This window comes from Koromonas humicola (assembly GCF_059726255.1).
The window spans coordinates 3,948,286-3,970,971 of sequence record NZ_AP040873.1; the positions used below are offsets into that span (position 1 = coordinate 3,948,286).

Annotated in this window: 22 protein-coding genes; 9 read left to right on the forward strand and 13 right to left on the reverse strand. The window is 55.2% G+C overall.

Annotated elements, in window-relative coordinates; genetic code table 11:
* Window positions 1-18 precede the first annotated feature (18 nt).
* Complete coding sequence (locus tag AC6IZD_RS17095; RefSeq protein WP_497784713.1) at window positions 19-780, forward strand: TylF/MycF/NovP-related O-methyltransferase; 762 nt, start codon at window positions 19-21, stop codon at window positions 778-780.
* Window positions 781-796: 16 nt separating this feature from the next.
* On the opposite strand, the gene AC6IZD_RS17100 is transcribed toward AC6IZD_RS17095, so the two are convergent.
* On the reverse strand, window positions 797-1,972 hold the full coding sequence (locus AC6IZD_RS17100) for a glycosyltransferase family 4 protein (RefSeq protein ID WP_497784714.1): 1,176 nt from the start codon (window positions 1,970-1,972) through the stop codon (window positions 797-799).
* Complete coding sequence (locus tag AC6IZD_RS17105; RefSeq protein ID WP_497784716.1) at window positions 1,969-3,516, reverse strand: oligosaccharide flippase family protein; 1,548 nt, start codon at window positions 3,514-3,516, stop codon at window positions 1,969-1,971. The genes AC6IZD_RS17100 and AC6IZD_RS17105 overlap by 4 nt, the downstream gene beginning before the upstream one ends.
* Before the next feature lie 126 nt (window positions 3,517-3,642).
* Here AC6IZD_RS17105 and AC6IZD_RS17110 point away from each other — a divergent pair, with 126 nt between their 5' ends.
* Entirely contained in the window at window positions 3,643-4,656 is a 1,014-nt protein-coding gene (locus tag AC6IZD_RS17110) for a glycosyltransferase family 2 protein (protein ID WP_497784718.1), read from the forward strand.
* Window positions 4,657-4,939: 283 nt separating this feature from the next.
* Here the strand turns inward: AC6IZD_RS17110 and AC6IZD_RS17115 are convergent, their stop codons facing one another.
* The 3 genes from AC6IZD_RS17115 to AC6IZD_RS17125 all read right to left on the reverse strand — a co-directional run bounded on the left by AC6IZD_RS17115 (window position 4,940) and on the right by AC6IZD_RS17125 (window position 8,024).
* A complete protein-coding gene (locus tag AC6IZD_RS17115) occupies window positions 4,940-5,524 on the reverse strand; it encodes a D-sedoheptulose-7-phosphate isomerase (RefSeq protein ID WP_497784720.1) in 585 nt (194 codons plus the stop codon).
* A 310-nt stretch (window positions 5,525-5,834) separates the two neighbouring features.
* Entirely contained in the window at window positions 5,835-6,983 is a 1,149-nt protein-coding gene (locus AC6IZD_RS17120) for a S1C family serine protease (RefSeq protein WP_497784721.1), read from the reverse strand.
* A gap of 99 nt (window positions 6,984-7,082) precedes the next feature.
* On the reverse strand, window positions 7,083-8,024 hold the full coding sequence (locus AC6IZD_RS17125; RefSeq protein WP_497784722.1) for a bifunctional 5,10-methylenetetrahydrofolate dehydrogenase/5,10-methenyltetrahydrofolate cyclohydrolase: 942 nt from the start codon (window positions 8,022-8,024) through the stop codon (window positions 7,083-7,085).
* A gap of 93 nt (window positions 8,025-8,117) precedes the next feature.
* Here AC6IZD_RS17125 and AC6IZD_RS17130 point away from each other — a divergent pair, with 93 nt between their 5' ends.
* On the forward strand, window positions 8,118-8,276 hold the full coding sequence (locus AC6IZD_RS17130) for a Trm112 family protein (RefSeq protein WP_497787599.1): 159 nt from the start codon (window positions 8,118-8,120) through the stop codon (window positions 8,274-8,276).
* Between the two features lie 62 nt (window positions 8,277-8,338).
* Here the strand turns inward: AC6IZD_RS17130 and AC6IZD_RS17135 are convergent, their stop codons facing one another.
* Entirely contained in the window at window positions 8,339-9,118 is a 780-nt protein-coding gene (locus tag AC6IZD_RS17135) for a carboxylesterase family protein (protein ID WP_497784723.1), read from the reverse strand.
* Window positions 9,119-9,240: 122 nt separating this feature from the next.
* On the reverse strand, window positions 9,241-10,428 hold the full coding sequence (bla, locus tag AC6IZD_RS17140; protein ID WP_497784724.1) for a class A beta-lactamase: 1,188 nt from the start codon (window positions 10,426-10,428) through the stop codon (window positions 9,241-9,243).
* 35 nt (window positions 10,429-10,463) lie between these two features.
* Between bla and AC6IZD_RS17145 the strand changes: the two genes are divergently transcribed.
* Window positions 10,464-10,694, forward strand: coding sequence for a hypothetical protein (locus AC6IZD_RS17145; RefSeq protein ID WP_497784725.1), 231 nt, complete (start codon window positions 10,464-10,466; stop codon window positions 10,692-10,694).
* Window positions 10,695-10,774: 80 nt separating this feature from the next.
* Here the strand turns inward: AC6IZD_RS17145 and AC6IZD_RS17150 are convergent, their stop codons facing one another.
* The 5 genes from AC6IZD_RS17150 to AC6IZD_RS17170 form a co-directional block, all read right to left on the reverse strand.
* Window positions 10,775-11,833, reverse strand: a complete 1,059-nt coding sequence (locus tag AC6IZD_RS17150; protein ID WP_497784727.1) for a carboxypeptidase-like regulatory domain-containing protein — start codon at window positions 11,831-11,833, stop codon at window positions 10,775-10,777.
* A 56-nt stretch (window positions 11,834-11,889) separates the two neighbouring features.
* On the reverse strand, window positions 11,890-12,579 hold the full coding sequence (gene queC, locus AC6IZD_RS17155; protein WP_497784729.1) for a 7-cyano-7-deazaguanine synthase QueC: 690 nt from the start codon (window positions 12,577-12,579) through the stop codon (window positions 11,890-11,892).
* A 24-nt stretch (window positions 12,580-12,603) separates the two neighbouring features.
* The gene (locus AC6IZD_RS17160) at window positions 12,604-13,281 is read right to left on the reverse strand and encodes a radical SAM protein (protein ID WP_497784730.1); all 678 of its coding nucleotides are present in this window, start codon (window positions 13,279-13,281) and stop codon (window positions 12,604-12,606) included.
* A 14-nt stretch (window positions 13,282-13,295) separates the two neighbouring features.
* A complete protein-coding gene (gene queD / locus AC6IZD_RS17165) occupies window positions 13,296-13,673 on the reverse strand; it encodes a 6-carboxytetrahydropterin synthase QueD (protein ID WP_497784732.1) in 378 nt (125 codons plus the stop codon).
* Between the two features lie 250 nt (window positions 13,674-13,923).
* Window positions 13,924-15,957: a hypothetical protein gene (locus AC6IZD_RS17170; protein WP_497784733.1), complete on the reverse strand. Its 2,034-nt coding sequence runs from the start codon at window positions 15,955-15,957 to the stop codon at window positions 13,924-13,926.
* A 200-nt stretch (window positions 15,958-16,157) separates the two neighbouring features.
* On the opposite strand from AC6IZD_RS17170, the gene AC6IZD_RS17175 reads away from it, so the two are divergent.
* From AC6IZD_RS17175 to AC6IZD_RS17185, 3 genes are all read left to right on the forward strand, one after another.
* Entirely contained in the window at window positions 16,158-17,966 is a 1,809-nt protein-coding gene (locus AC6IZD_RS17175) for a thiamine pyrophosphate-binding protein (RefSeq protein WP_497784735.1), read from the forward strand.
* Window positions 17,967-18,064: 98 nt separating this feature from the next.
* On the forward strand, window positions 18,065-18,820 hold the full coding sequence (locus AC6IZD_RS17180; RefSeq protein ID WP_497784737.1) for an N-acetylneuraminate synthase family protein: 756 nt from the start codon (window positions 18,065-18,067) through the stop codon (window positions 18,818-18,820).
* Complete coding sequence (locus AC6IZD_RS17185) at window positions 18,817-19,479, forward strand: SDR family oxidoreductase (protein ID WP_497784739.1); 663 nt, start codon at window positions 18,817-18,819, stop codon at window positions 19,477-19,479. Before AC6IZD_RS17180 ends, AC6IZD_RS17185 begins: the two co-directional genes overlap by 4 nt.
* Before the next feature lies 1 nt (window position 19,480).
* Here AC6IZD_RS17185 and AC6IZD_RS17190 read toward each other — a convergent pair whose 3' ends face one another.
* The gene (locus AC6IZD_RS17190; protein ID WP_497784741.1) at window positions 19,481-19,942 is read right to left on the reverse strand and encodes a GNAT family N-acetyltransferase; all 462 of its coding nucleotides are present in this window, start codon (window positions 19,940-19,942) and stop codon (window positions 19,481-19,483) included.
* 110 nt (window positions 19,943-20,052) lie between these two features.
* On the opposite strand from AC6IZD_RS17190, the gene AC6IZD_RS17195 reads away from it, so the two are divergent.
* Both AC6IZD_RS17195 and AC6IZD_RS17200 read left to right on the forward strand, forming a co-directional pair.
* Window positions 20,053-20,616: a hypothetical protein gene (locus tag AC6IZD_RS17195; protein WP_497784743.1), complete on the forward strand. Its 564-nt coding sequence runs from the start codon at window positions 20,053-20,055 to the stop codon at window positions 20,614-20,616.
* Window positions 20,617-20,760: 144 nt separating this feature from the next.
* Window positions 20,761-22,617: a M3 family oligoendopeptidase gene (locus AC6IZD_RS17200; RefSeq protein WP_497784744.1), complete on the forward strand. Its 1,857-nt coding sequence runs from the start codon at window positions 20,761-20,763 to the stop codon at window positions 22,615-22,617.
* Window positions 22,618-22,686: the final 69 nt, after the last annotated feature.

Below are 22,686 nucleotides of genomic sequence, written 5' to 3' on the forward strand. Positions count from 1 at the left end.
GAGAAAGAACTCTTTAAAATGATCAAGAAAACTGTAGAACTTCTCTTGCGTTCGATGGGCTATGAACTTAAGCGAGTACAGAACTCCGATTTATCAAAGGAGCAGTACCCTGATTTCACTGACCGGGAGTGGGATATCTATCGCAAGGTGCGAATGTTCACCAAGGTTTCTCCCGAGCGTGCGATAACAAATATACGAGCCGTGGACCACATTCTGGCGAACAACATACCTGGGGATTTTGTGGAATGCGGCGTGTGGCGCGGCGGCAGCAGTATGTCAATGGCTTTAGCCTTGACTGGTCATGACCGGGCTATCTGGATGTTTGACACTTACTCTGGAATGACTGAGCCGACGGAGGTTGACTTGAGCCACAGCGGAGTGAAAGCTTCTCTGCTGATGACCAAAGCTAAGAAACATGAGCGTCTTGATACCAGCGACGTCCTGTCATATGCGTCACTTGGAGATGTAAGGGAGAACTTGCAGTCGACAGGTTATCCGATGGAAAGGATCCATTTCGTCGAAGGCCGTGTCGAGGACACCATTCCGCAAACCATCCCCGAGCAAATCGCGCTCCTCAGACTGGATACCGATTGGTACGAATCCACACGGCATGAACTGGAGCATTTGTATCCTCGACTCTCTCCTGGCGGAGTTCTGATCATTGACGATTATGGCCATTGGCAGGGGGCTAGGCGGGCTGTTGACGAGTACTTTGGTGGACGCTTGTTTATGAATCGCATAGATTACACGGGAAGGCTAGCGATCAAGCCAAAGGACTAACGCCCTCACAAGATTTCTATATTATCTTCAGCGTTCGGGAGAGCGAGTTAGGCAGCGGCGCGGTAAAGCCAATCAGCTTAGGATTCCACATCCGGCCGGAACGCCGAGTGAGAGGCCCGCTTAATTTGCGAAGGTGAATCTTCTCAATTAGGCGGCAATACTCTTTTCCCATCTGCTCAACCGAAAACTCATTTTGAACGCGTAAAATGCCTGCCTCACTCATGGATTGCCACTTAGCGGGATCGCTTACCAAGATGCTAACGCTATCCGCGAAGCTTTTGGGATTGTCGCTCTCTGCTAAGAATCCCGTGACATTCTCCAGAACACTTATGTCTGTGATTCCCACCAGACGCGAAACAATTGGGACACAGCCGCGAACCTGTGCTTCCACTGCTACAAGCCCGAATCCCTCAAAGAAGGAAGGCATGAGCAGAATATGAGCTTCCTGCATTTTCAATGCGGCCTCATCCTCCGATAATGCGCCGCAGAAATGCACCTGCTTCTGCACTCCCGCGCGGGCGACCCGCTGTTTCAATTCGGGCAGGTCTACTCCGTCGCCAACTACTTCCAGTGAGGCATCGATTCCGGTTTTGTTCAATTCAATGAGAATCTGGGGCAGAAGAAAAACATTCTTTTGCGGCTGATATATGCGCCCAGCGTATAGAAGCCTTGGCTGAAGCGAAACCGGAGGCCTCGTTCCTGTTGGGGAGAGTTTCGGCGGATCGATGCCCGCCAGAATCTGTGATACTTTGCTGTCGCCGACCCGTGCTACAACAGTCTCCCGCACCTTGGGACTGACGGGAACCAGAGCATCCAGCAACTCCACATTGGCGCAGCCGACCTCGTAATGGAGATCAAGATCGTTGTGGATGATGGCGACGGTGATGATTTTCTCAGGCAAGTTGGGAAGCGCCGCCTGCGCGTATCGCGCATCGTTCAAAATGAGGCAGTCGAAGTTTTTCAGTACCTGATGAACCCGGCGCACATGAGTCAGGCGGTTGAACGAACTCATAAGCGGAACGGATATGCCCTGCATGCCCGCTTCGGCAACCCGTGGCCACCACTCGCCTGGCTCCTCGGTGGCCACCACCGTGACCTCATGCCCCTGCCGCAAGAGATAGTTGCCCAGTCTTAGAACATAGGACTCCACGCCCCCGACAAACATATGGGCTACTACCAGGGCGATTTTCATACGGCAGATTGGTCCTTCGCTTTCCAGTCAGCGACAAATGCAGCCAGAGTGCGCGATAGTGGCTGAGTGATCAGCACGCGATCTGAGAAATAGCGGACCGCAAGGAGCAGTACACATACAGACATCGGTAAAGCTATCCAAGGCTGCGACCAAGTCGGAGTCCAAAGGCAGAGTGTCGTCACGCCAATTGTTGCAAATATGGCCTCCGTCATGTGAAGAGCGGTGCCTTTCGGAAAGGTTTTGCGAAAATAAGACAAATTCAAGTATGTGAGTACAAGATAGGCGAGCGCCGAGCTAAAAGGCAGTGCCGCAGCTCCCCATCTGCTCACGCCAGCCCAGGCGAACTGCACATAAAGCACAGCCCAGATGAGATGAAACACAGCGGGAGCCCACATTTGTCCCCACGCCTCAACCGCCGGGCCCAAACCAATTCCCGTACTCTGGATCATCACCACCAGTAATACCGCAACAAGGACTGTGCTGCCACAGTCAAAGTTTGCTCCATACAGTTTGAACACCTGAGGAGCCAGAAACATGAGGAGTGTCGCGAGGGGAAGGATCAGCAACATTATCGCGTTTTGGGAGACAACGGTAATACGGCGAAACTCCTCGGAGTGTGGGCCGTGGGAACTCTTGACCGAAGCAAAAACAGGCAACGCCGATTGCACGATCATGAGGGGAAGAAACATCATGAGGTTACGCCATTGCAACGCGGCAGTGTAGATTCCCATGGCGGAGTAGCCGCTGTGCCGCACCAACATCGAATTGCATAACCATTCCGCGGGAGTCATCATGACGGCGCTGAGGATGGCCGGAAGGGAAAAGCGCCATAGCACCGGCCATTCGCGGGCACCGCGAAGGGTGATAGGAATGCAGTGTTTCCTTGCCATGCGACGGCTCATCCAGCAGACCAAAAGACATGAAAGCAGCGCCTGCGCGGCTAGCGCGATGACGACCCCCTCAACTTCCCTCGAGAAGGCGCCAATTATTATGAGAGGGAATGCGGCCAAGCCACTGACGAAGTTAATGGCAGCAATTGATCGAAACTCTTCCAGCCCGGCCATAGTACCGTTCATAGCACCGGTCAGCGAACTCAATGCGATAGTTACGGCAGCAATTCGCAGCAGAGGGACCATTCCCGGGCGGGCCAGCGCATGCATAGAAAGCCATGGCGCAAAACAGTAGACAACGATCGCAGCAATTGCTCCTGAGACCGCAGCCACCGAATCGGAAATGGCGATGACATGGCCAGCGCGTATTGGTTCCCTAACGCGGTATTCGGCGACATGCTTCATGGCGGTGAGACCAAGGCCAGCAGAGGCGAAGACCTGGAACATCGCAACTGTGCTCTGCAGTATCCCCAGCTCACCAAACGATTCGCGCCCAAGGTGACGTGCCACAACAATCATGGCAGTGAAGGTCAGTCCATTGGCAGTGATTGTGCCAAACGTTGTCCATCCGACAGCGTGCGTCAAACGCTGAAGCAGCGGGAAGGGAGCTAGCAGCCTCTTTGCAGCGTCAACCGGTGCCCGCAGGAATGACACAATATCTCCATGATGCAAACAGATGTTGACAGTGACATCACGTTGAATACCATTCGAGAATACGGACCACAAGTCGTATAACATTCTGCAAGCGTGGCATTTGGTTCACTGTCGCTCTGAGATTATATGACAGAACTCTCGATCATCATTCCGACCTATAACCGATGCGAACTGCTTCGCCGTACCTTGCGGGGACTCTGCGAGCAGACGGATGGTGTTTGCATTCTTGAAGTGTTGGTTGTGAGCGATGGATCGACAGATGCCACGGCGGAGGTGGCGCAGTCGTTTGCGGAGAAACTTCCGATTCGTTGTATCCATCAGGAGAAGAGCAGCGTATCGGCGGCAAGGAATCGGGGGCTGCGTGAGGCGCGCGGGAAAATCGTGCTTCTGCTGGATGACGATGTGGTTCCGACGCGGCGGCTAGTACGAGAGCATTTGCAGTTTCACGACGAGCATCCCGAAAGGAATTCGGTACTACTGGGCTATGTGACGTGGCTCCCGGAGGTTCATGTGACTCCGTTCATGCGCTGGTATGGGGAGCACGCGCTGTTTCTGTATGGGCTGCTTGAGGATGGGACGGAAGTTGATAGGCGTTTTCTTTACACATGCAATTTAAGCTTCAAAACCGAGTTTCTGCGCGAGAGCGGGGGCTTAAATGAAGAGCTCTCGATCTACGAAGATCAGGAACTCTCCTACAGATTGAAGAAGATGGGCATGCGACTGTTCTACAGGCGCAGCGCACTCGGCTATCACAACCAGAGCTTTACGTTTCAACAGGCCTGCGACCGGATGCAGCGGTACAGCCGGGGTTTTGACGCTTTTCTGGCGACGGAGGCGGGGCAGGACATGGCCCGCTGGGAACTCACCCTGTTGACGGGTAAGAATCGTGAAATGGCAGGTTGGGAGAACAATCTGAAAAGTCCCCTCGCGATTTTGAATCGAAGCCGAGTGTTCAGAAAAGCGATCCGACCTCGCTTGCGGAGCGTGTTTCGCGTGGTGTTCAGGCCCTTGCTGCCACTGCTCAATAGCAACTTGAAAATGCCAGACAAGATCTACTCAGTGTTCTACTACGAGTATTCGGCACAGCCGGATTTCGCAAAATCAGCAGAGCAAAACATGCAACAAGTCGCAAACGACTAATCCCGCAGACACCCATGCTAGATCGCTTTCGGAATTGCTGTGTCCGGAGTTTCGAAGAGAACTGACCCGGCGAAAAAGCTATTGGCGGCGCGCAAGATTGGAGCTCTGCGGGGATCCTTCGCTGACGCTCAGAGTTTGTGACTTTTTTGGATTTTGGAGTTTTCGTCCTTGTAAGTTCCTTTGCTTGCAACGCGAGTTCTTACGCGATTTAAAAAGGTCACAAACTCTCAGGATGACTCCCACTCTTCCGATGCCGACGTGGATACAACTTCTGTGAAAGCGATTAGCCGAACAACTCGCGCTCAATAATTTCGCAAAGGATGTGGCCGGTGAGGATGTGGGCCTCCTGGATGCGAGGGGTGCAGTCGGAGGGGATGGCGAGAGCGTGGTCAACGACGGTGAGGAGTTTTCCGGCGCGTCCGCTGAGGCCGATGGTCGTCATTTGCCGGCTGCGCGCTACTTCGAGGGCGCGGAGGACGTTGGGCGAGTTTCCGCTGGTGCTGATGCCGAAAGCGATGTCTCCGGGGGCGCCTAGAGCAGAGAGCGGGCGGGAGAAGACTTCGTCGAAACCATAGTCGTTGCCGATGGCCGTGAGAGAAGAGCTGTTGGTGGTGAGGGCGAGGGCCGGAAGGCTTCGTCGCTCGAGAAGGAACCGTCCGGTGAACTCGGCGGCAAGATGCTGGGCGTCGGCGGCACTGCCTCCGTTGCCGAAAAAGAGCACCTTGTTGCCTCGGCGCAGGGCTTCGGCGATGGCTGCGGCTGCACAGGACAGGGCGGAGTGGAACTGGGCATCCTGCAAAAGCGTGTTGATGACAGCAATATGGTCGGCAATGCGGGTCTGGATGAAGGCTTCGTGCGTGGATGACATGGGGTCTCCGGAAAACAGGTCCGAATGCATTATCGCCCGGCGAAACAGAGAGAAGAGAAGATTTCTTGGGCCAAATCGTTACGGCAATCGTCAAACATAGGCGCGAAGCTGCGAGGACGTAACTGGCAGGTCAATTGAATATCTGGGTGGAAGTGAAGATGGGAGCGGCGACTGTCATCCTTCCTTCGCTTAGAATGACATCTCAAACCACGATCAAATGCAAACAGGGCGAGGGAGGGTGATCATGCCAAGTGTTCATCTGCCCAGGCTAACGCCAACGGAAGGCGCGAACCTGGGCATGATGAGTGAGTTAAGCGCCTCTGGAGCCTGCGCGGGCTTCGTCTAGCTGCACTTTGGCAGTTTTGCGATTCTTGCCGTGATAGTAGACGATCGCGACGGTGTCGCCGGAGCGATGGTTGTTCATGATATGCGCGAGATCCTGCACATCGTTGACCTTCTGGCCGTCGATTTCGACGATCAGGTCGCCTCCGATGATGATCTCGTAGTTTCCGTAGTAAACACGCTGGTTGCCGCCCTGGATGCCGGCGCGGGCAGCAGCAGATCCGGGAACAACCTGCATCACGAGAACTCCGCTGTCCGTGGGAAGATCGAGTTGCTCGGCCAGTTCACGGTTCATTGGAACAGGCAGAGGACGAATCCCGAGCGTTGGACGGCGGACGCGTCCGTACTGCACTAGATCGTTGAGCACGGCCTTGGCAGCATTGATGGGAATCGCAAAGCCGACGCCGGAATTGCCTCCGCTGGCAGAGGCGATCATGGTGTTGATGCCGATGACTTCGCCGTGAGAGTTGAGCAGTGGGCCGCCGGAGTTACCTGGGTTGATGGCAGCGTCGGTCTGGATGGCTTCGTCGATGTAGGTACCGTCGGGTTCCTGCACTTGGCGGATAGAGCTGACAATGCCGCGCGTCATTGTTCCGTTGAAGATGCCGAACGGATTGCCGATAGCGAGCACTTTTTGCCCGACCTGAAGGCCAGAGCTGTTGCCCAGTATGGCAGGCTGCAGGTTCGGAGCATGGATCTGGATCACAGCGAGATCGTGAGACTTGTCTCCGCCCACGACCGTGGCGGGATAGTGCTTCTTGTTCTCGAGAATGACTTCGAGCTTACGCGCGCCTTCGATGACATGGTAGTTGGTGAGGATATGGCCTTCTCGATCGATTACGAAGCCGGATCCGGCACCCTGCTGCGCCTGCGGTCCGAAGAAGAAATCATAGGAAACCGAGGTGGACGTGATGTTCACGACCGAGGGGACGACGCGCTTGTAGACATCGACATTGTTCTGCTCTTCGCCATCGAGCGCGGGGGCGGCCTGGGCCTCGGTGATGTGCACAGGTTCGCGTGTGACCCACGAGGCAGCCGGGCCAAATCGATGCGTTGTGTACAGGAAGAATGCCGCCGCAAGCAGCACTCCGAGAACAAAGGGTCTGAGAGCTTTCATAAGTGATGCCTGTTTCACAAGCATAAGTATAGACGCGCAGCCCCGGAGAAAGTTGCGTTCCGATGGGCGAACTGGCCGGGGGAGCGGGGCTGGAGTGGTTTAGCCCTCGACTGCGGTTTCCAGCTTGGCACCGCGGCGAAGCTTGCAGGCCTTTACCGTATTGCTCATGAGCATCGCGATGGTCAGCTTGCCGACTCCGCCAGGAACCGGTGTGCAGGCTCCGGCCACGCGCGTAACGCGAGGGTCGCAATCGCCAATGAGTGTGCTGCCCTTACTCGCAAACTGCTTTTCACGTTTTTCGTCGCCTTTGAAAAAGCGTTCAAAAAGAACCGGGTCGGTGAGGTGATTGATTCCCACGTCGAGAATCGTCGCGCCGGGCTTCACGAATTCGGTGGTGATGAATCCGGGGCGTCCAATGGCGGCGATAAGTATGTCTCCACGGCGGCATACAGCCGGAAGATCCCGCGTGCGCGAGTGGCAGATGGTGACGGTGGCATTGGCATTAGTCAGCAACATAGCGATCGGCTTGCCGACAATGTCACTGCGTCCGACAACGACCGCTTCCTGACCTTCGACGGGGATGTTGGCTCTGCGCAGAATTTCCATGCATCCGGCCGGAGTGCAGGGCACGAGTCCGGGACGTTGCGTGCTGAGATTTCCCACGTTCACCGGGTGGAATCCATCCACATCCTTGTCGGGGGAAACTGCGAGAAGAACGCGCTTGGCGTCAATGTGCGCGGGCAGGGGAAGTTGGACGAGAATGCCATCGATCTCGTCGCGGGCATTGAGTTGCTCAATCATTGCCACGAGTTCGTCGGTGGTGATGGTATCCGGCGGGGTGATGAGTTCGCTGAAAATGCCCAGTTCCTCGCAGGTGCGAACCTTGTTTCGAACGTAGGTCTGCGATGCAGGATTGTTGCCCACAAGAACCGCGGCAAGCCCAGGTCGAAGATCGGCGAGAGTCATTCGCTTAACCTCTTCGGCAATTTCGGACTTGATTTGTGACGAGTACAGGTTTCCGTCGAGCACGATTGCGGGCATAACAGGTGTCTCCCAAGACGAAAAGGGATGAATTGATCCTAGTGTACCGGATTGGAGCCGGAAGTGAGAGCTTGAGCGATTACAATGGGCACCATGATTCCCGCTAAGCTTGTGAAAATAGTGGTTTGCCCTATATGCCATGGTACTCTGCGCATCAATGCCGACTTCACGAGTCTGCGCTGCACGCAATGTGATAAGCGCTACCGTATACAGGATGAAATCCCGGTTCTGCTGCCCCAAGAGGCGGAGTAATCTCTGCGAATAGCGCCCCACCCGCTAGCGCGACCTTGGGAAAACAATTCGAGGGTTTCTGATCACGCTCCGGATGACATCTTTAGGTGGTGACTAAAGAGCCATTCGGGAAGTTGATCTTCTTCGTAGCTTCGATCCCAGATGAAATGCCCAGCGTGCTTGTACTCCGTGTATCTAACATCAGCGTGCAGCGCCTTAAGTGCTATGACCATTCTGCGGGATTCGGTCACCAGAACATTCCTGTCCGCATCACCATGAAAGACCCAGACGGGAATGCTCGCCACCATCCGCGCGGTTTGGGCATAGGGATTATCGTTCGGGTCTGGCTCTGGTTCAGGTGCTGGCCATATGATCCCGCCACAGATAACCACCAGTGCTGCGAAGCGGTCCGGATGGTGGGCGGCGATGGTCCAAGTTCCGTATCCGCCCATGGAGAATCCAGTCAGATAGGTGCGCAGTCGATCACCATTGAACTCCTTCGTCGCGGCTTCCAGTGCGGCGAGCGCCTGGGCCTCCATGGAAGGTGATCCCCACGAGTCATCCTTTCGGCACTGTGGCATCACGATCACGGCCGGAAAACGTTCGGGGTATTTGCGAACCGCGCTGCCTAGACCGACATAACTCTGAGTAACACCATCATCCCCACGTTCGATTGAACCGTGCAGAGAGAGGATGATGGGCCACGTCTTTTGAGCGGTCCAAGCCGCCGGGACGTAGACAGAATAGCGATAAACTGAACCATCCACTTGAACTGTACGCTGGAGAAAACCGGTTTCCGCAAAAACCGCAGCGGATGCCACAACTACGAACAGCGTTATGCCACACAGCGTTCGGAATTGCATGGCAGAGATGTTACATCCGCAACGAGCACCTCTGCCAAGAAAACGGACTTTCAGATTCGATCCCATTCTTGGAACGTCTATGGATGCAGGATGCGTCGCCCACTTTGGAAAGCGGGCGGAAATCAGTGTTGTTGATCCGTTCTATGTGCAGCGTCCAGCGAAGCATCCCAGATGGCCCGCGCAATACGCGCGATGACACCATCACGAACGCTTTCGGTGGCATACGAGTCGGACACGAACACGGCTATCGCCAGTTGCTGTCCGTTGGGCAACGTCACGAGTCCGAGATCATTTGTGGCGGGTGTGAATCCTCCGTCGGTCGACGAAGTTCCCGTCTTGTGTGCGACTGGCGTTCCGGGTGGCAAGAGACCCTTAATCCTTCGTGTACCGGTCTCGGTTTCGGTCATCCACTTCAGGAGCATGGCCGTGTGTTCTGGGGATAGCGGAGATCGATTGGCCAAGCGTTCCAGAAGTTGCACCATTGCGGCGGGCTCAGCGTAGTTTCGGTATTGGGCACGTGGATCCTGACCCAACTTCTTCTCTGTACTCCGGATCTCAATCCCCTTGATCCCGAGACTCCGAACGTATGTGTTGGCAGCGGACGGGCCGCCAATTTGGCGCAACAGTATGTCGGAGGCGATTCCGTCGCTTTCGGATACTGCCAACCGAAGCAGTTCCTCCAACTTCACATCCACATTTGCCTTCGGATATTGCTTGCCAAAAGGGCTGTGTTGGTGCGGGGAAATCAAGTCAGAGGGCAGGAATCGAACCGAAGATGTAAGAGACAGCTTGCCGTGCTCGACTGCATCCAAAACCGCCATCGCGATTGGTAGCTTGTAAACCGATTGCATTGGGAACTTGGAATGCGCGTTCCAGTTGCAGTCCAGTGGCACGAGCGTGTATGAGCACGCGACGCCGACATGGCCATGGGCCGCCTCTGAGATAGAGGCGATCTTGTTACTCAGGAGACCCGATTGCGCAAATGCTGCTTGTAGGAAGAACAGGAATATCCATGCTTGCCGCATACACCGAAGATTGTAGACGGCACTGCAGGATGGAGGAAGGCTTGAAAATGTTGCATTCAGGGGGAGCCAATCAGCCGATTCCTGGCGACATGTATACATCGCACTTTCGAAACCATCTCGTAATTCGATGATGTTTCCGGTAGGTGTTGCCGATGAATTAGCTAACCCCGACTCGCGTTGCTCGAAGATGCGAGTGAGATGACTCCCAACGGTCGATTCCGACTTTGGGACCCGGCGATTGCTGGAGGTGAAGAATGCCTGCACCCAAGCGCGACCTTTTTCCATCCAAAGGGTTACTTGATGTATGTGGAGGTGACCCAATGAACGTCGAAAAGTTCTCGATTCTGGAAATTGCGGAATTGCGCAGCGAGCTGTTACAGAGCGGGTTGGACGCCCGCGATGCGGCGGAGTTGATGCAAGCATTTCTGGCGGGACGCGGCTATGGGGTCTCTCCGGAAGAAGCACGTGCGGCCGCTTTCACAGTGGAAGGGTCGGGGTGCTCGCTTGAGGTTATGCAGCGCGAACTGGATCGGATCGCCATGATTCAGTAATCAAGCATCGAGAACATTGAATGGAAAAAGGGCGAACCGAATGTGGCCGCCCTTTGTATATGCAGCAATCTACTGAATAGCTACTTCTTGCCCTTTTTCGAGCTGCCGAATGTGGTTTGAACCGGAGCTCCGAGCGAGGCGAGCAGGTCCTTGGCAGCCTGGGCATACTTGCCATCAGGAGCCAGCTCAAGGTACTTGTTCAATGCATCGGTGGTACCGGGAGCCGGAACCATCTTGCCATCCTTAAGGCTGGCCTTGCTGAGAAGGTTTACGCCTTTCTGGTAGTAAGGATCCGGACGGGTCGGGTCGGCGGCGATTGCCTTGTCAAATGCCTGATTGGCCTCGTCAGCCTTACCCTGGTTTGTGAGAACCGCACCTTCGTTGAAGTAGTACATGCCGGCGTTCGGCGGGTCAAGCTGGGCGGCCTTATCGAACTCGGCCATAGCTGGGGCGGTCTTTCCCTGCTTCAAGAGAGCAGAGGCGAGACCGTTGTGATACATGCCAATAGACTTCGAGGTTGCGGGCGCAAGTTCGATGGCTTTGTTGTATGCAGTCTCAGCTTCCGGGAACTTCTTGTCATTGAGATATGCATCGGCCAGCGAGCCGTAAATGACGTCGTGGGTCTGATCCTGGGCGGCAGCCTGCTCAAGGATCGCCACGGCTTCGTCATACTTGCCCTGCTTCTTCAACTCGGTCGCTTGCGTAAGCATTCCGTTAAGGCCCTTGATCTTATCGTTTTCCTTCTTGGCCTTCTCGTATTCTTTGCGCTGTGCCTCAGTTACGCCAGTGGTCTTCGCGGTTTCGGCAGCGATCTTGGCGAGGTCAAAGTCGATGACGTTGTCGCCCGAGGCAGAAATGACTACGTTGTTGAAGAAGTAGAGTTGCTTGCCGTCGGGTCCGTTCAGCGTGACCTTGTACTTGCCCGAGGTGATTCCCATGGTGAAGTAATCACCGCGTTCGTTGGTCTTGACGTTCATTTTGTGGCCGTTGTCGAGGTTGTAATACTCGACCGTGCCACCAACGACGGGCTTGCCTTCCGTGTCTTTACAATTGCCTTTTACCGAGGTGGTGAACTGCGCGAAAGCAGCAGTGGCACAAATAGAAATTGCCAGGAGTAGGAGTGCTATGCGTTTTGTCATTTCCCGCCTCCAGCGGAGAAAGTGTCTGGTTGCCACGCGCACCTCTTGGCTTCCTGCTAAATGGCAGGCGCCAGATAAGGAATGGGATCAGAAGTACCCGCAGCTTCAAAGGCGCGCAAACGCAAGGCGCAGCTCTCACAGATACCGCAGGCACGATCTTCCCGGCTGTAGCACGACCATGTTAGCTCGAACGGTGCATGTAGTTCCAGACCTAGCTTGACGATCTCTAACTTCTTCATGGCAATCAAAGGCGTTTTGATTGTGATGTTTCCCTCTTTGGTGCCGGCCTGGATCAAACGATTGAACGCCTCGTAGTACTCGGGACGGCAATCGGGGTAGCCGGAACTGTCCTGGGCAACGGCTCCGATGTAGATGTCGCTGGCTCCGACGACCTCAGCCCAGCTCACAGCGACGGACAGAAAATGGGCATTGCGGAAAGGGACATAGGTGATGGGCACATGGGCACCAATCTCCGGACCCGCGTCAGGCACGGCCAGAGACGAGTCCGTAAGCGCCGATCCGCCGATCTGGCTGAGAGCCTGGTCGCGCACCATGAGGCGGCGCTGGATGCCGAGGCGATCGCAGATCTCCTGAAAAGCACGCTGCTCACGAGCTTCGGTGCGCTGTCCGTAGGAAACATGTAAGGCAGCAACATGCTCCGGTCCGCGGTCGCGAACGGCGAGCGTGGCGCAAACTGTGGAATCCATTCCTCCGGAGAGTGTGACGACGGTTTTGATATCGCTCATTTTCCTTGTCTTTCGATGTGATCTCTATACGCCCTTGAGTTGCGGCTCCCATATGAACTTGTGAATCTGGAGTCCGAGCCGCGCGTTGATGTTGTCGGCCAGCATCCAGTCGGCAAGTTCGCGAGGATCAAGCAGGCAGTTTTCGGTGCTGCGCGTGCCAGTGGCTCCCTTGCGGAACGCTGGGGAGAAGATGATGCTGGCCGCTTCCAGTTGATGGCGACGGATAAAGTCCCGGGCGTACTCGTAGTCTTCACGCGATGCGAGAACGAACTTGAGTTCGTCGCCTGTGGTGAGCGTGGCGAGATTCTTAATTCGGAAACGCAGATGCTCGCCGCTGCCCGGACACTTCACATCAACGATCTTGTGAACCTGCGATGGCACGGACTCAAGTGGCCGCTCGCCGCTGGTTTCGATCAGCAGTTCATAGCCAAGCGAGAGCAACTGCTGCATGAATGGAACGAGTTCGCGCTCCTGGAGCATGGGCTCGCCGCCGGTAATCTCGACGAGGCCGCCAGCGGGCGAGAGGCGCTGAACCTCGGCGATAATCTCGTCCGAAGACATCTTATGTCCGCCGGAAAACGTATACTCCGAATCACACCAGGCGCAGCGAAGATTGCATCCTGCTAGGCGCACGAAAATGCAGGGGAGCCCTGCGAAGGAACTCTCGCCCTGCAGCGATTTGTAAATCTCGATAATGTGCATTTTGCCTGTTAGGCCTATTCGTAGTAGGTCGCGATGGACGTGTCGGTCTCCCAAATGGTGACCTGCTTCACGCTGACGCGGCCTTCGGTGGTCTTCTTGAGACCAGTGTTGCACTCGTCAAAGAAATACTTGGCCAGATTTTCAGCTGTGGGATTGAGACGTGTGAACGGCTCAATGTCGTTGATCATCTTGTGATCGAGATAGTCAACGACGGGCTTCATCACCAGCTTCAATTCCTTGAAATCGAGCAGAAGTCCGGCGCTATCGAGTTCCTTGCCCTGCAGAGTGACGCGAACCCGGTAGTTGTGGCCATGCGGGTTCTCGCACTTTCCCTTGTAGTTGCGCAGGTAGTGGCCGGACGAAAAAGTATCTTGCACAGTAACTTCGAACATGAATCTCCAGACAGGATGCGGGGCATCCTCATGCCTTGACGTTGCGCCGGGGCGCCCTCGCAGTGCGAGGGACACAGCACAGGTCTCAAGGGGGTGCGACTGACCTAATTATAGTCGAGCCCGAGGTTTTGGATTCAGGGAGCGTGAGTCCGGAACGACCTACAGCTGCTTGCGCATGAAGATGGTAGCCTGCGGGTTGTCGTTGTAGCGAGGGCAGGCTGGGAATCCGGGATGACGACTCACGGGACCATCATTTCACGAGCAGGTTGCGAAGCTTCAGCTTGGTTCCGGGGGGAAGCAGCCCCACGGCCTGCTCGGCGAGGCAGTAGAGGGCAGCTAGCGGAAAACCGCCGGTGTCTTGAAAGTACCCGCCCTTCCACGGGGAACGAGCACCGCGCAGCCATCCTGAAAGACCATGACCGTGGGCGAGAATCAGAGGTGAGGACCACTCATCACTGGTCGGCTCTGTATGTACAAGTTGATGTCCGAGGTTTCGCTCCTTCGCACTTGGGAAAAACGCCAGTTGAAAAAGACGTTTCTGAGCGGCGAGGCGAACCTGATGCTCGCGAGGAGGGGCGCAGGCTGCTTGTGAAGCGAACCAGCGCGCATACGCCAGAACTCCTTCGCGCACGCAGTTCCGCACGGAACCGGACTCACGCTCCGCTTCGCGGGTAGCGCCCCGTTCACACAATAAGGGACGAACGGCGCCATCGGACTGCTGCTCAAAACCAACTGCCATGCCATGATCAGCCCGGCAGATGGACTCAAGCAGATAAGCTGCATGCCAGGCAGCAGCCTCAAGAAGTGTCGACCCTACTCGCTGATCGCACAGAATACCAACGGCTTTGCCTGCGGGAGACACCCTGTGAACTTCGTTCCAAAGGCCTAGGTAATAGCCGCGCGGCGGGAAGGCATCAACAGGCAGCGACAGTTTCGAAATTGCCCTCTGAATCGACCCGCGCCAACCGAGATCGACCAGCGCCGAGTTTCGATTCAAAACACCTTCCTGCCCTAAATAGCGAACAAGAAGATTGCGTTGATCGGCAATGTAGTTTCGGAGCGTCGCGGCCGTCGTCGAATCAGAGAGCAATGCCCGGATCCCCTCATTGCTTTGTACGTTGACACCCAACCGATGCGCCTCACGAGTCAGCAGGTCGAGGGGCAGCGCGTACATGGCACAGAGGCGTTCGAACTGAGTGCTGCCACGTCCGATGATTGAAACCTCATGAAGCGCGCAATCAATGCTGTGAATATCTCCGGTACACATTTCGTTGAAGGCGCATGCCACGGAGCGGCGGGACAGGTAGAGATAACTAAGGTTGAAGGAAGCCTCTGGTTGCTGAGCGACGATGATGCGAGCAATCTCAAGCGGTAACTCACCATCGCGAGCAAGAAAGGCGAGATGGTCAACTCCATCCTGAACGGCTTTGTTGAGTAGTAGCCGAACAAAGGAGACAAAAATTGGCCCGAATGTACGGTATCCCACAGCAAAGGAATTGGCCGAAAGCTCATTGGGATGAGGCGGAGCAACGGGCAGAGGGGCAGAACAAGTGGGGCGAACAGGTTTGACGCGGCGAACGCGGATTCCGAGATGTGCAGGGGAAAGACAATCAGAGAGAAGATTATCGCCAGTGTGCAAAATGTCAGAGAGAGGCACTTTTTCTTCACGAGCGACGAGCTCAAATAGTGTTCCACTGAACTTATTCGCCCGGTGCTCTGAGGACGTGTAGATTTTGGCAACTCCAGTCACGCGGTGAAGCTTGAGGAGGGCACAGATTTCGTCACTCGTGTAACGCGTGTCGGAGACCGCCACAATGCGATGGCCCTTTGCTGACTGTTCCCCAATCCAATTCACGAGCTCTGCATTTGGATACGTGAGGGCAGCTTCGTAGGCAAGTTCGAGAGCGGCTAACGCATCCGGTTCGGATTCGGCGAGATCTCTCAACCCAGCCTCCAAAAGTAACTGGCGAAAGGCATGAGCGTGAGTGAACTCAGGATCGCAGCCACAGCGGATGAGTTTGGCCGAGAGTTTGCTTTCAACGTCGCGGCGGAATCGTTCCAACCCGTGAAGCGCCGGGAAGTGATTGCGGTGAAGGACAGGGTTGACAGCAAGCGTTGACGCGCGCCATGCTGCGTCCTCCTCGGCGGTTCGGTTGAGTATGGTTGCAAATACGTCAACTGTTATCAGCTTTGGCCTGATCTCTGACGACTGAGTCGCGGCACGCAGCACTCCGATAGCCATGCGCATTGCGTTCCGAAACGTTTTTGTTGGCCTAAATCGCATTTAAAAGGTCCTGCATGCCGGAGCAGTGCTGGTCTGGTTTTACCAAATTCATTAGCACGCGAGGAAGACTTTCTTTCGGAGTTCACCTGTCCGCGTAACGATTCCTGATTCCGTGAGATATCATCGTGTTCTGCAATTTCAATAGGTCAAATCCCGAAGCTTGCAGATCCGTCGAGCACGGGACTGGAGTTCGTCCTTCGATGAAGCTTTCCGATTATGTAGTGCGATTTGTCGCCGATCTGGGAGTTAAGCACGTTTTCCTGGTCACGGGCGGCGGAGCTATGCACCTTAATGATTCTCTCGCTCGCTGTGAACGCATCCAGTTCATCTGCAACCATCACGAGCAGGCTTCGGCAATTGCTGCGGAGAATTACTCGAAGGCGACGAACAACTTTGGCGTTGCCATGGTGACTACAGGGCCGGGTGGAACAAACGCCATCACTGGAGTGGCTGGAGCGTGGCTGGATTCCACCCCGTGCCTATTTGTTTCAGGGCAGGTGAAGCGTGCCGACCGGATGTATGACGAAGACGGAACTCCGATTGGGGTAAGGCAGCGAGGGCCGCAAGAACTGGACATCATCTCGGTCGTGAAGCCGCTGACCAAGTACGCGGTCACTGTAACAGACCCAGCTTCAATTCGCATGCATCTGGAAAAGGCCGTTCATTTAGCAAAGGGCGGCAGGCCCGGACCGGTCTGGATCGATCTACCGTTGGATGTACAAGCTGCGACGATCGACGAAAACTCTCTCGCGGGTTATACACCGGAAGAATCGGACGTAAGTGCACCGGAGTTGTCCGAGCACGTGCATGAACTGATTGAGCAGTTTAATCGCGCGGAGCGACCCTTTGTTCTGCTGGGTAATGGAGTGCGTCTGGCGCATGCCGAACAGGAATTCCGGGACATAGCGACGTTGCTAGATGCTCCCGTGGGTACCACTTGGGTCGCGATGGATGTGTTTGGCGAGGACTATCCGCTGTGCATGGGATGCCCGGGTACGCTCGCCGGACGCGGCGTAAATTTTGCGATGCAGAACTCCGACTTTTTGCTGATTGTGGGCGCGCGCATGGATGTGCCATTGGCGGGCTGGAACAGCAAGCAACTAGCGCGCGGCGCATTCAAAGCGATGGTCGACGTGGATGCGGCAGAGCTTCACAAACTGGCGAGCGTGGTGCAACTTCCGATCTGTGCGGACGCGGGGCGCTTCCTGCGCGAGGTGCTGGCGCAGAAGTCATCCCTGGCTGCAAAAGACCGCAGCCAGTGGAAGCAGCGCTGCCTGGAATGGAAGAGGCGTTATCCGGTGATCACAGAGGAGCATCGGGCGAAGGGACCAGTGAGTGTCTTTCACCTTGCGGAGGTGATCTCGCAGGTAGCTGACCCCGGTGATCAGATTGTGTCGGGTAGTGCTGGAGTCGGAATCGAGATTTTTCTATTTGCGTATCCTGCAAAGACAGGGCAGCGAGTGTTCCATACCGCAGGTCTGGGCGCGATGGGGTACGGCATTGCCGCAAGCACCGCTGTGAGCCTCGCGACTGGGCGCAGTCGCACGATTTGTGTAGATGGTGACGGCGGGTTCCAGATGAACATTCAGGAACTTGCAACGGTTGCTCATTATCAATTGCCGATCAAGTTCTTCATCCTGAACAACGGCGGGTACTCGTCAATTCGTACGACACAAGAGAGCTTTTTCGGCACGCCGAACATCGGCTGCGACGAAAGAACCGGGCTCACTCTGCCGAATATTTGCGATGTTGCACGTGCATACGGTCTTAGCACAGCATGCATTGAGGATCAGACGAATCTGGCAGAGCAAGTGAAGCGCGTTTTGGAAATGCCAGGTCCAGTGGTCTGTGACGTGAAGGTGATTCCGGGTGAAATGCGCGCACCGAGAATGACTTCGAAACAGCGCGGTGATGGAACCTTTGTTTCGAAACCTCTCGAAGACCTATGGCCGTTTCTAGAGCGTGAGGAATTTCTCCGAAACATGATCGTCGAACCGATTAAAGAGTGAGTACCCCACGATGCATTCTGTGCTTCAGTTCAGCGTTGTATAGACTTAGGACCATTATTGCGACAGATTGATTACACCAAAGGCCGGACAGAATTAAAATGTTCATAGTCACCGAGATTGGAATGAATCACATGGGCGACCCAAGTTATGCGGATGCCTATCTAGATGCCCTGACTGCTGCACGTACGGACGGGATCACATTTCAAGTTCGCGAGGAAACCTATTACGCGAAGCAGCCTGCCGGTGAATCACCGTACCTTGATCCGGACTATTATCGCGAAGCTCGAAGCCGCATGCACAAGGCCAAGATCGCTTTTGGCGTGGGGCTCTGCGATATAAAAATGGTAGGGTTCTTCGCCGAGATTGGGACGGATTTCTACAAAATTCTAAGCAAGGACATAAACAATCTAGATCTGACTTCGGCAGTGATTGCGACAGGTAAGCCAGTGTACGTTTCCACCGGGATGTCGGACGAAGAAGAGATCGGAGACTTTCTTAAAACAACGGCAACGGCGGCGACGCAAGTGTCGCTTATACATACTCAGCTTTCGTATCACGACACGGACACGAATCTTCGAGCAATCGCCAGGTTGCGCGAACGTTTTCATGTTCCCGTCGCGTTTGGATCTCACAGCACCGACATGAATGTCCTGTACGCAGCGACGGCCTTTGCTCCTTCCGCGATGTACTTCTACGTGAAGGGAGACCGACCGATCCAGCACAAAGACGAAGATCATGCCGTGCCGCTGTCCAAGACAGCTGAGGTCCTAAAAGAAATCCGGCGATTAGAAACTATGCTCGGTGACGGATTGAAACAAAAGATGTCGAATCGAATTCCTGCTCAACGTATATGACAGAACCCACACAAAAGAACGCATTGGTGCTTGGAAGCTCTCGGGGCGTCGGCGCGGCGATCGCGACGGAGTTACGCGCTGCCGGCCTGACGGTCCCCACGATTTCGAGCAAAGATATCGACACTTCGGATGCGGCCTCGGTAGCAGCCTTCGCAAAACAGAATCCACAAACGGATGTGCTTGTACTCAACACCGGCGGCCCACCAAAGAAGGACTTCTTCGCAATTACAGACGACGAGTGGGCACGGTATCATCAGCAGCTTTTTGTGAGTTTTGCAACGCTGGTGCAGCGTGTGGAAGTGCGCGAAGGTGGATATATCTTCCTGATTTCGTCGCACCTTGTGACTGAACCGACGGAGAAGATGATCCTTTCGGCTTCTTATCGAATCGCAAGCTGGGCGATGCTCAAGGCACTGACGAAGCATTTCGCTAAACGGCAAGTTAGCTGCATCAACATAGCGCTCGGCCCGATACTTACCGACAGACTGCGCAAGCTGAACCCCGATCTAGGGAAACTGGAAAATGGGCTGCCGCTAAAGAGAGCCGGACGCCCGGATGAAGTTGGGAAATTTGTGCGGTCAATCGTTGAGAACGATATCAAGTATCTAACCGGTGTCAGCCTCACGTTCGACGGCGGGATTTCGAACTACCTGCTCTAGTTTACAAACGCTTGCGCATGAAGATGGTGGCCTGCGGGTTGTCGTTGTAGCGCGGGCAGTGCTCGTATCCGGTACTCAGGTAGAAGTGAATGGCGGCGTGGAGGTCGTCCTTGGTGTCGAGGTAGAGCCATTGGACGCCTTCGCGACGTGCGTGTTCCTCAGCCTCTTGCATCAGGATGTGAGCGATGCGGTGCCCGCGAAACTGTGGACGGACGTAGAGGCGCTTGACCTCGGCGGCACTGGGGATCTCCGGTAATGGGCGAAGCATAACTACTCCGGCAGGAACGCCGTCGGCAAGCGCAATCCAGATAGAGGCATCGGGGCTCTCCAAGTAGTGTTCGAGCGAGGCACGATCATCCCGCACTACTACCCCGATCGCTTCGTAGTATTCCTCGATCAACGAGAAGGCAGCGTCAGCTTCATGGGCAGTTGCATGCTGGACGGTGATGATAGAAGGTGTCACAGGTTTCAAGTGTCTCAAGGTTCGATGTGGCTTGTTCAAGAGTAGAACATGCGCCCAAGCATTGAAAGCTAACTCGCGCCCGCGTTCTGCGGCCAATTAGAATATTCCATATGAATGAGCAACGATGGAAGTTGGGGACGGTGCGTGCAGGTGAGGATGTGGCGTGGAGCTACGATCCGAGTTTTGCGCGGCAGGTAGTGGGCGGAATGGAACGTCTGGTGATTGCTCCGGGAGAGGCTCCGGTGCAGCTTTTGCGCGAGTTGCTGCCGCTACTGCCTGAGCCGCTATGGGTTCTGTATGTGCTGGTTACGCCTAGAACCGAAGCTCCGGCAGGACGGTATCAGTCGGCGACACAGCACAGTCGCGAAGAAGTCTTTGGAATGCTGAATCGCTTCGAGAATTACCTCGGGCATGACGGGCGGCACAATTTATGGCTCGCGGCACCTCCAGCCGGACAACTCGTGTTTGATCGCCATGACGTGATCTACGCCTATGGACAGATTGCAGAAATCAGCGCGAAGCTGAAGGAAAAGCAATTTGCTGAGACCGATATGATTCGCGTGCCGGTGCCGCACTCGCATCATTTTCACGAAGATCTCGACGCAGATGAACAGGCGATTCTTGCACACTGGCCGTGGCTGCATTCGGAGTTACAGGAGACAGACGACCTTTAACAGTTGAAGGAACCGTAGCGCTAAGAACCGATTTGGCAGCCCTAACACCCTCCAGTGGAACTTTGAGGAAGCGGGAAGCATCTCACAGTGTTGGGTTTGTTAGAATCTGTGGTTACTTCGAGCCCTTCCGAGTTCACAAAGATCATGACAACTACAAGCATTGTCGACAGCAGCATCCGTTGGGATTTGACTTCCATTTACACCGGCATCAGCGATCCACAGCTTGATGCGGATATCGCAGAGTTCACAAAGCAGGCAGAACGGTTTAGCAAAGAGTTCAAAGGCAAGCTGAGCGAGAAGCTTGGCCCCGCGATCACCGCATACTCCGAGTTAGACATGCTGGGGGGGAAGATTCTCGTCTATCTCTCGCTCAAGCAGAGCCTCGATGTCACGGACGAAGGCGTTAAGGCGAAGGTCGCCGAAGCGCAGCAGATTATGAGCCAAGTGCAAGGCGAGTATCTGACGTTCTTTGACCTGGAACTGGTTGCGCTCGATGACACCACGCTGGACGAGTGGTACGCGAAGGACGAAGTCGCGCGCAAGCATCGCCCGTGGATCGAACAGCAGCGCATTTTTAAACCGCACTTTTTGACTGAAGAGGTGGAGTCGGCACTGACAAAGCGCTCGCCGTTTGGGCCGAGTTCGTGGGATGAGTTCTTCGATGAGTGCGAGGCCGACTTGCGCTTTGACTACACGGGCGACGGCAAGCCGGAAAAGAAAACGCTCACGGAGATGCTCGATATTCTCGGCAACTCGAAAGACGCAGCGCTACGCGCCGAGGTACAGAAATCGATCAACGACGGGCTGGGCGGGTACTTTGCAAAGTATTCGGCGCAGACTCTGTGGGTGATTGTCGGAAAAGGCGCGGTGGAGCGCAAGGAACGCCACTACAAGAATCCGATGGACGGGCGGAATAAGGAAAACCGCATTCCGGACGAAGTTGTGGACGCGCTGCACAATGCCGTTATGCACGAAGGCGGTCCGCTAGCGCGACGCTATTACAAACTCAAGGCCGAGTTGCTCGGCATGAAGACGCTGAAGTGGAGCGATCGAAACGCGCCGATGCCGTTTACGGATACAACCGTGGTGCCGTATGAAAATGCGATGTCCACGGTCCTGTCGGCCTACGAGAGCTTCAGCCCGACGCTGACGAAGATCATTCGTGAATTCATTGAAGCGCGCAACATTGATGTTCCAGCAACGCAGGGCAAGCGCGGTGGAGCTTTCAACTGCTCGTTTGTACTGCCGGGAAACAGGCCGCAGTCGTTCACGTTCCTGAACTATCTCGGGTCGAACCACGATGTGATGACACTAGCCCACGAGCTGGGACATGGCGTGCACGGCATTCTTGCAGGCAAGGAGCAAGGGCCGCTGATGTTCCATCCGCCGATTGCATATTGCGAGACGGCTTCGGTGTTTGGGGAGATGACGACATTCAATTTTCTCAAAGACCAACTGCTCGCAAGTGGAGATCGCACGGCTCTGTTGGCACTGCTCACGCAGAAGATCGAAGGGATGCTGAACACGGTCGTGCGACAGATTGGCTTCTCCAATTTCGAGCGCCGGTTGCACGGTATGGACTCAACGTATTCGAAGTGGGAAGAACCACGGAAGCATTCGGCAGAAGAACTCGACAACCTGTGGCTGACGACGGCGAAGGAATTGTATGGCCAGGATGGCGAGGTTTTCACGTATGAGAACACAAGCCATCTGTGGACCTACGTGTCGCACTTCCATCGGCCGTTTTATGTGTACGGGTATGCGTTTGGCGAGTTGCTGACTCAAAGTCTGTATGCACAGAAGAAGCGCTTGGGAAGCCAGTTTGAGCCGCTTTACCTGGACCTGCTTCGTTCGGGGGCGACGAAGAGCATTTTCGAGTTGCTCACGCCGTTTGGATTGGAGCCGGCCAAGGAAACATTCTGGGCCGATGGGATCCGGGTGAGTCTGGAATCGATGATCGCTGAGGCTGAAGAGTTGGCACCAGCAGTTCAGCGGAGCTAGAAAGAACAAGCCCGTTTTCGTCTGAGTGCATGCTGTAGACTGATCTGCAGCTTGCATCCAGGGGAAGCG

Bases quoted from the DNA above. Each gene is read 5' to 3' on its own strand.
- AC6IZD_RS17095 (WP_497784713.1), top strand. From the start codon at position 19: ATGATCAAGAAAACTGTAGAACTTCTCTTGCGTTCGATGGGCTATGAA.
- AC6IZD_RS17100 (WP_497784714.1), bottom strand. From the start codon at position 1,972: ATGAAAATCGCCCTGGTAGTAGCCCATATGTTTGTCGGGGGCGTGGAG.
- AC6IZD_RS17110 (WP_497784718.1), top strand. From the start codon at position 3,643: ATGACAGAACTCTCGATCATCATTCCGACCTATAACCGATGCGAACTG.
- AC6IZD_RS17115 (WP_497784720.1), bottom strand. From the start codon at position 5,524: ATGTCATCCACGCACGAAGCCTTCATCCAGACCCGCATTGCCGACCAT.
- AC6IZD_RS17120 (WP_497784721.1), bottom strand. From the start codon at position 6,983: ATGAAAGCTCTCAGACCCTTTGTTCTCGGAGTGCTGCTTGCGGCGGCA.
- AC6IZD_RS17125 (WP_497784722.1), bottom strand. From the start codon at position 8,024: ATGCCCGCAATCGTGCTCGACGGAAACCTGTACTCGTCACAAATCAAG.
- AC6IZD_RS17130 (WP_497787599.1), top strand. From the start codon at position 8,118: ATGATTCCCGCTAAGCTTGTGAAAATAGTGGTTTGCCCTATATGCCAT.
- AC6IZD_RS17135 (WP_497784723.1), bottom strand. From the start codon at position 9,118: ATGCAATTCCGAACGCTGTGTGGCATAACGCTGTTCGTAGTTGTGGCA.
- bla (WP_497784724.1), bottom strand. From the start codon at position 10,428: ATGGAAAAAGGTCGCGCTTGGGTGCAGGCATTCTTCACCTCCAGCAAT.
- AC6IZD_RS17145 (WP_497784725.1), top strand. From the start codon at position 10,464: ATGAACGTCGAAAAGTTCTCGATTCTGGAAATTGCGGAATTGCGCAGC.
- AC6IZD_RS17150 (WP_497784727.1), bottom strand. From the start codon at position 11,833: ATGACAAAACGCATAGCACTCCTACTCCTGGCAATTTCTATTTGTGCC.
- queC (WP_497784729.1), bottom strand. From the start codon at position 12,579: ATGAGCGATATCAAAACCGTCGTCACACTCTCCGGAGGAATGGATTCC.
- AC6IZD_RS17160 (WP_497784730.1), bottom strand. From the start codon at position 13,281: ATGCACATTATCGAGATTTACAAATCGCTGCAGGGCGAGAGTTCCTTC.
- queD (WP_497784732.1), bottom strand. From the start codon at position 13,673: ATGTTCGAAGTTACTGTGCAAGATACTTTTTCGTCCGGCCACTACCTG.
- AC6IZD_RS17170 (WP_497784733.1), bottom strand. From the start codon at position 15,957: ATGCGATTTAGGCCAACAAAAACGTTTCGGAACGCAATGCGCATGGCT.
- AC6IZD_RS17175 (WP_497784735.1), top strand. From the start codon at position 16,158: ATGAAGCTTTCCGATTATGTAGTGCGATTTGTCGCCGATCTGGGAGTT.
- AC6IZD_RS17180 (WP_497784737.1), top strand. From the start codon at position 18,065: ATGTTCATAGTCACCGAGATTGGAATGAATCACATGGGCGACCCAAGT.
- AC6IZD_RS17185 (WP_497784739.1), top strand. From the start codon at position 18,817: ATGACAGAACCCACACAAAAGAACGCATTGGTGCTTGGAAGCTCTCGG.
- AC6IZD_RS17195 (WP_497784743.1), top strand. From the start codon at position 20,053: ATGAATGAGCAACGATGGAAGTTGGGGACGGTGCGTGCAGGTGAGGAT.
- AC6IZD_RS17200 (WP_497784744.1), top strand. From the start codon at position 20,761: ATGACAACTACAAGCATTGTCGACAGCAGCATCCGTTGGGATTTGACT.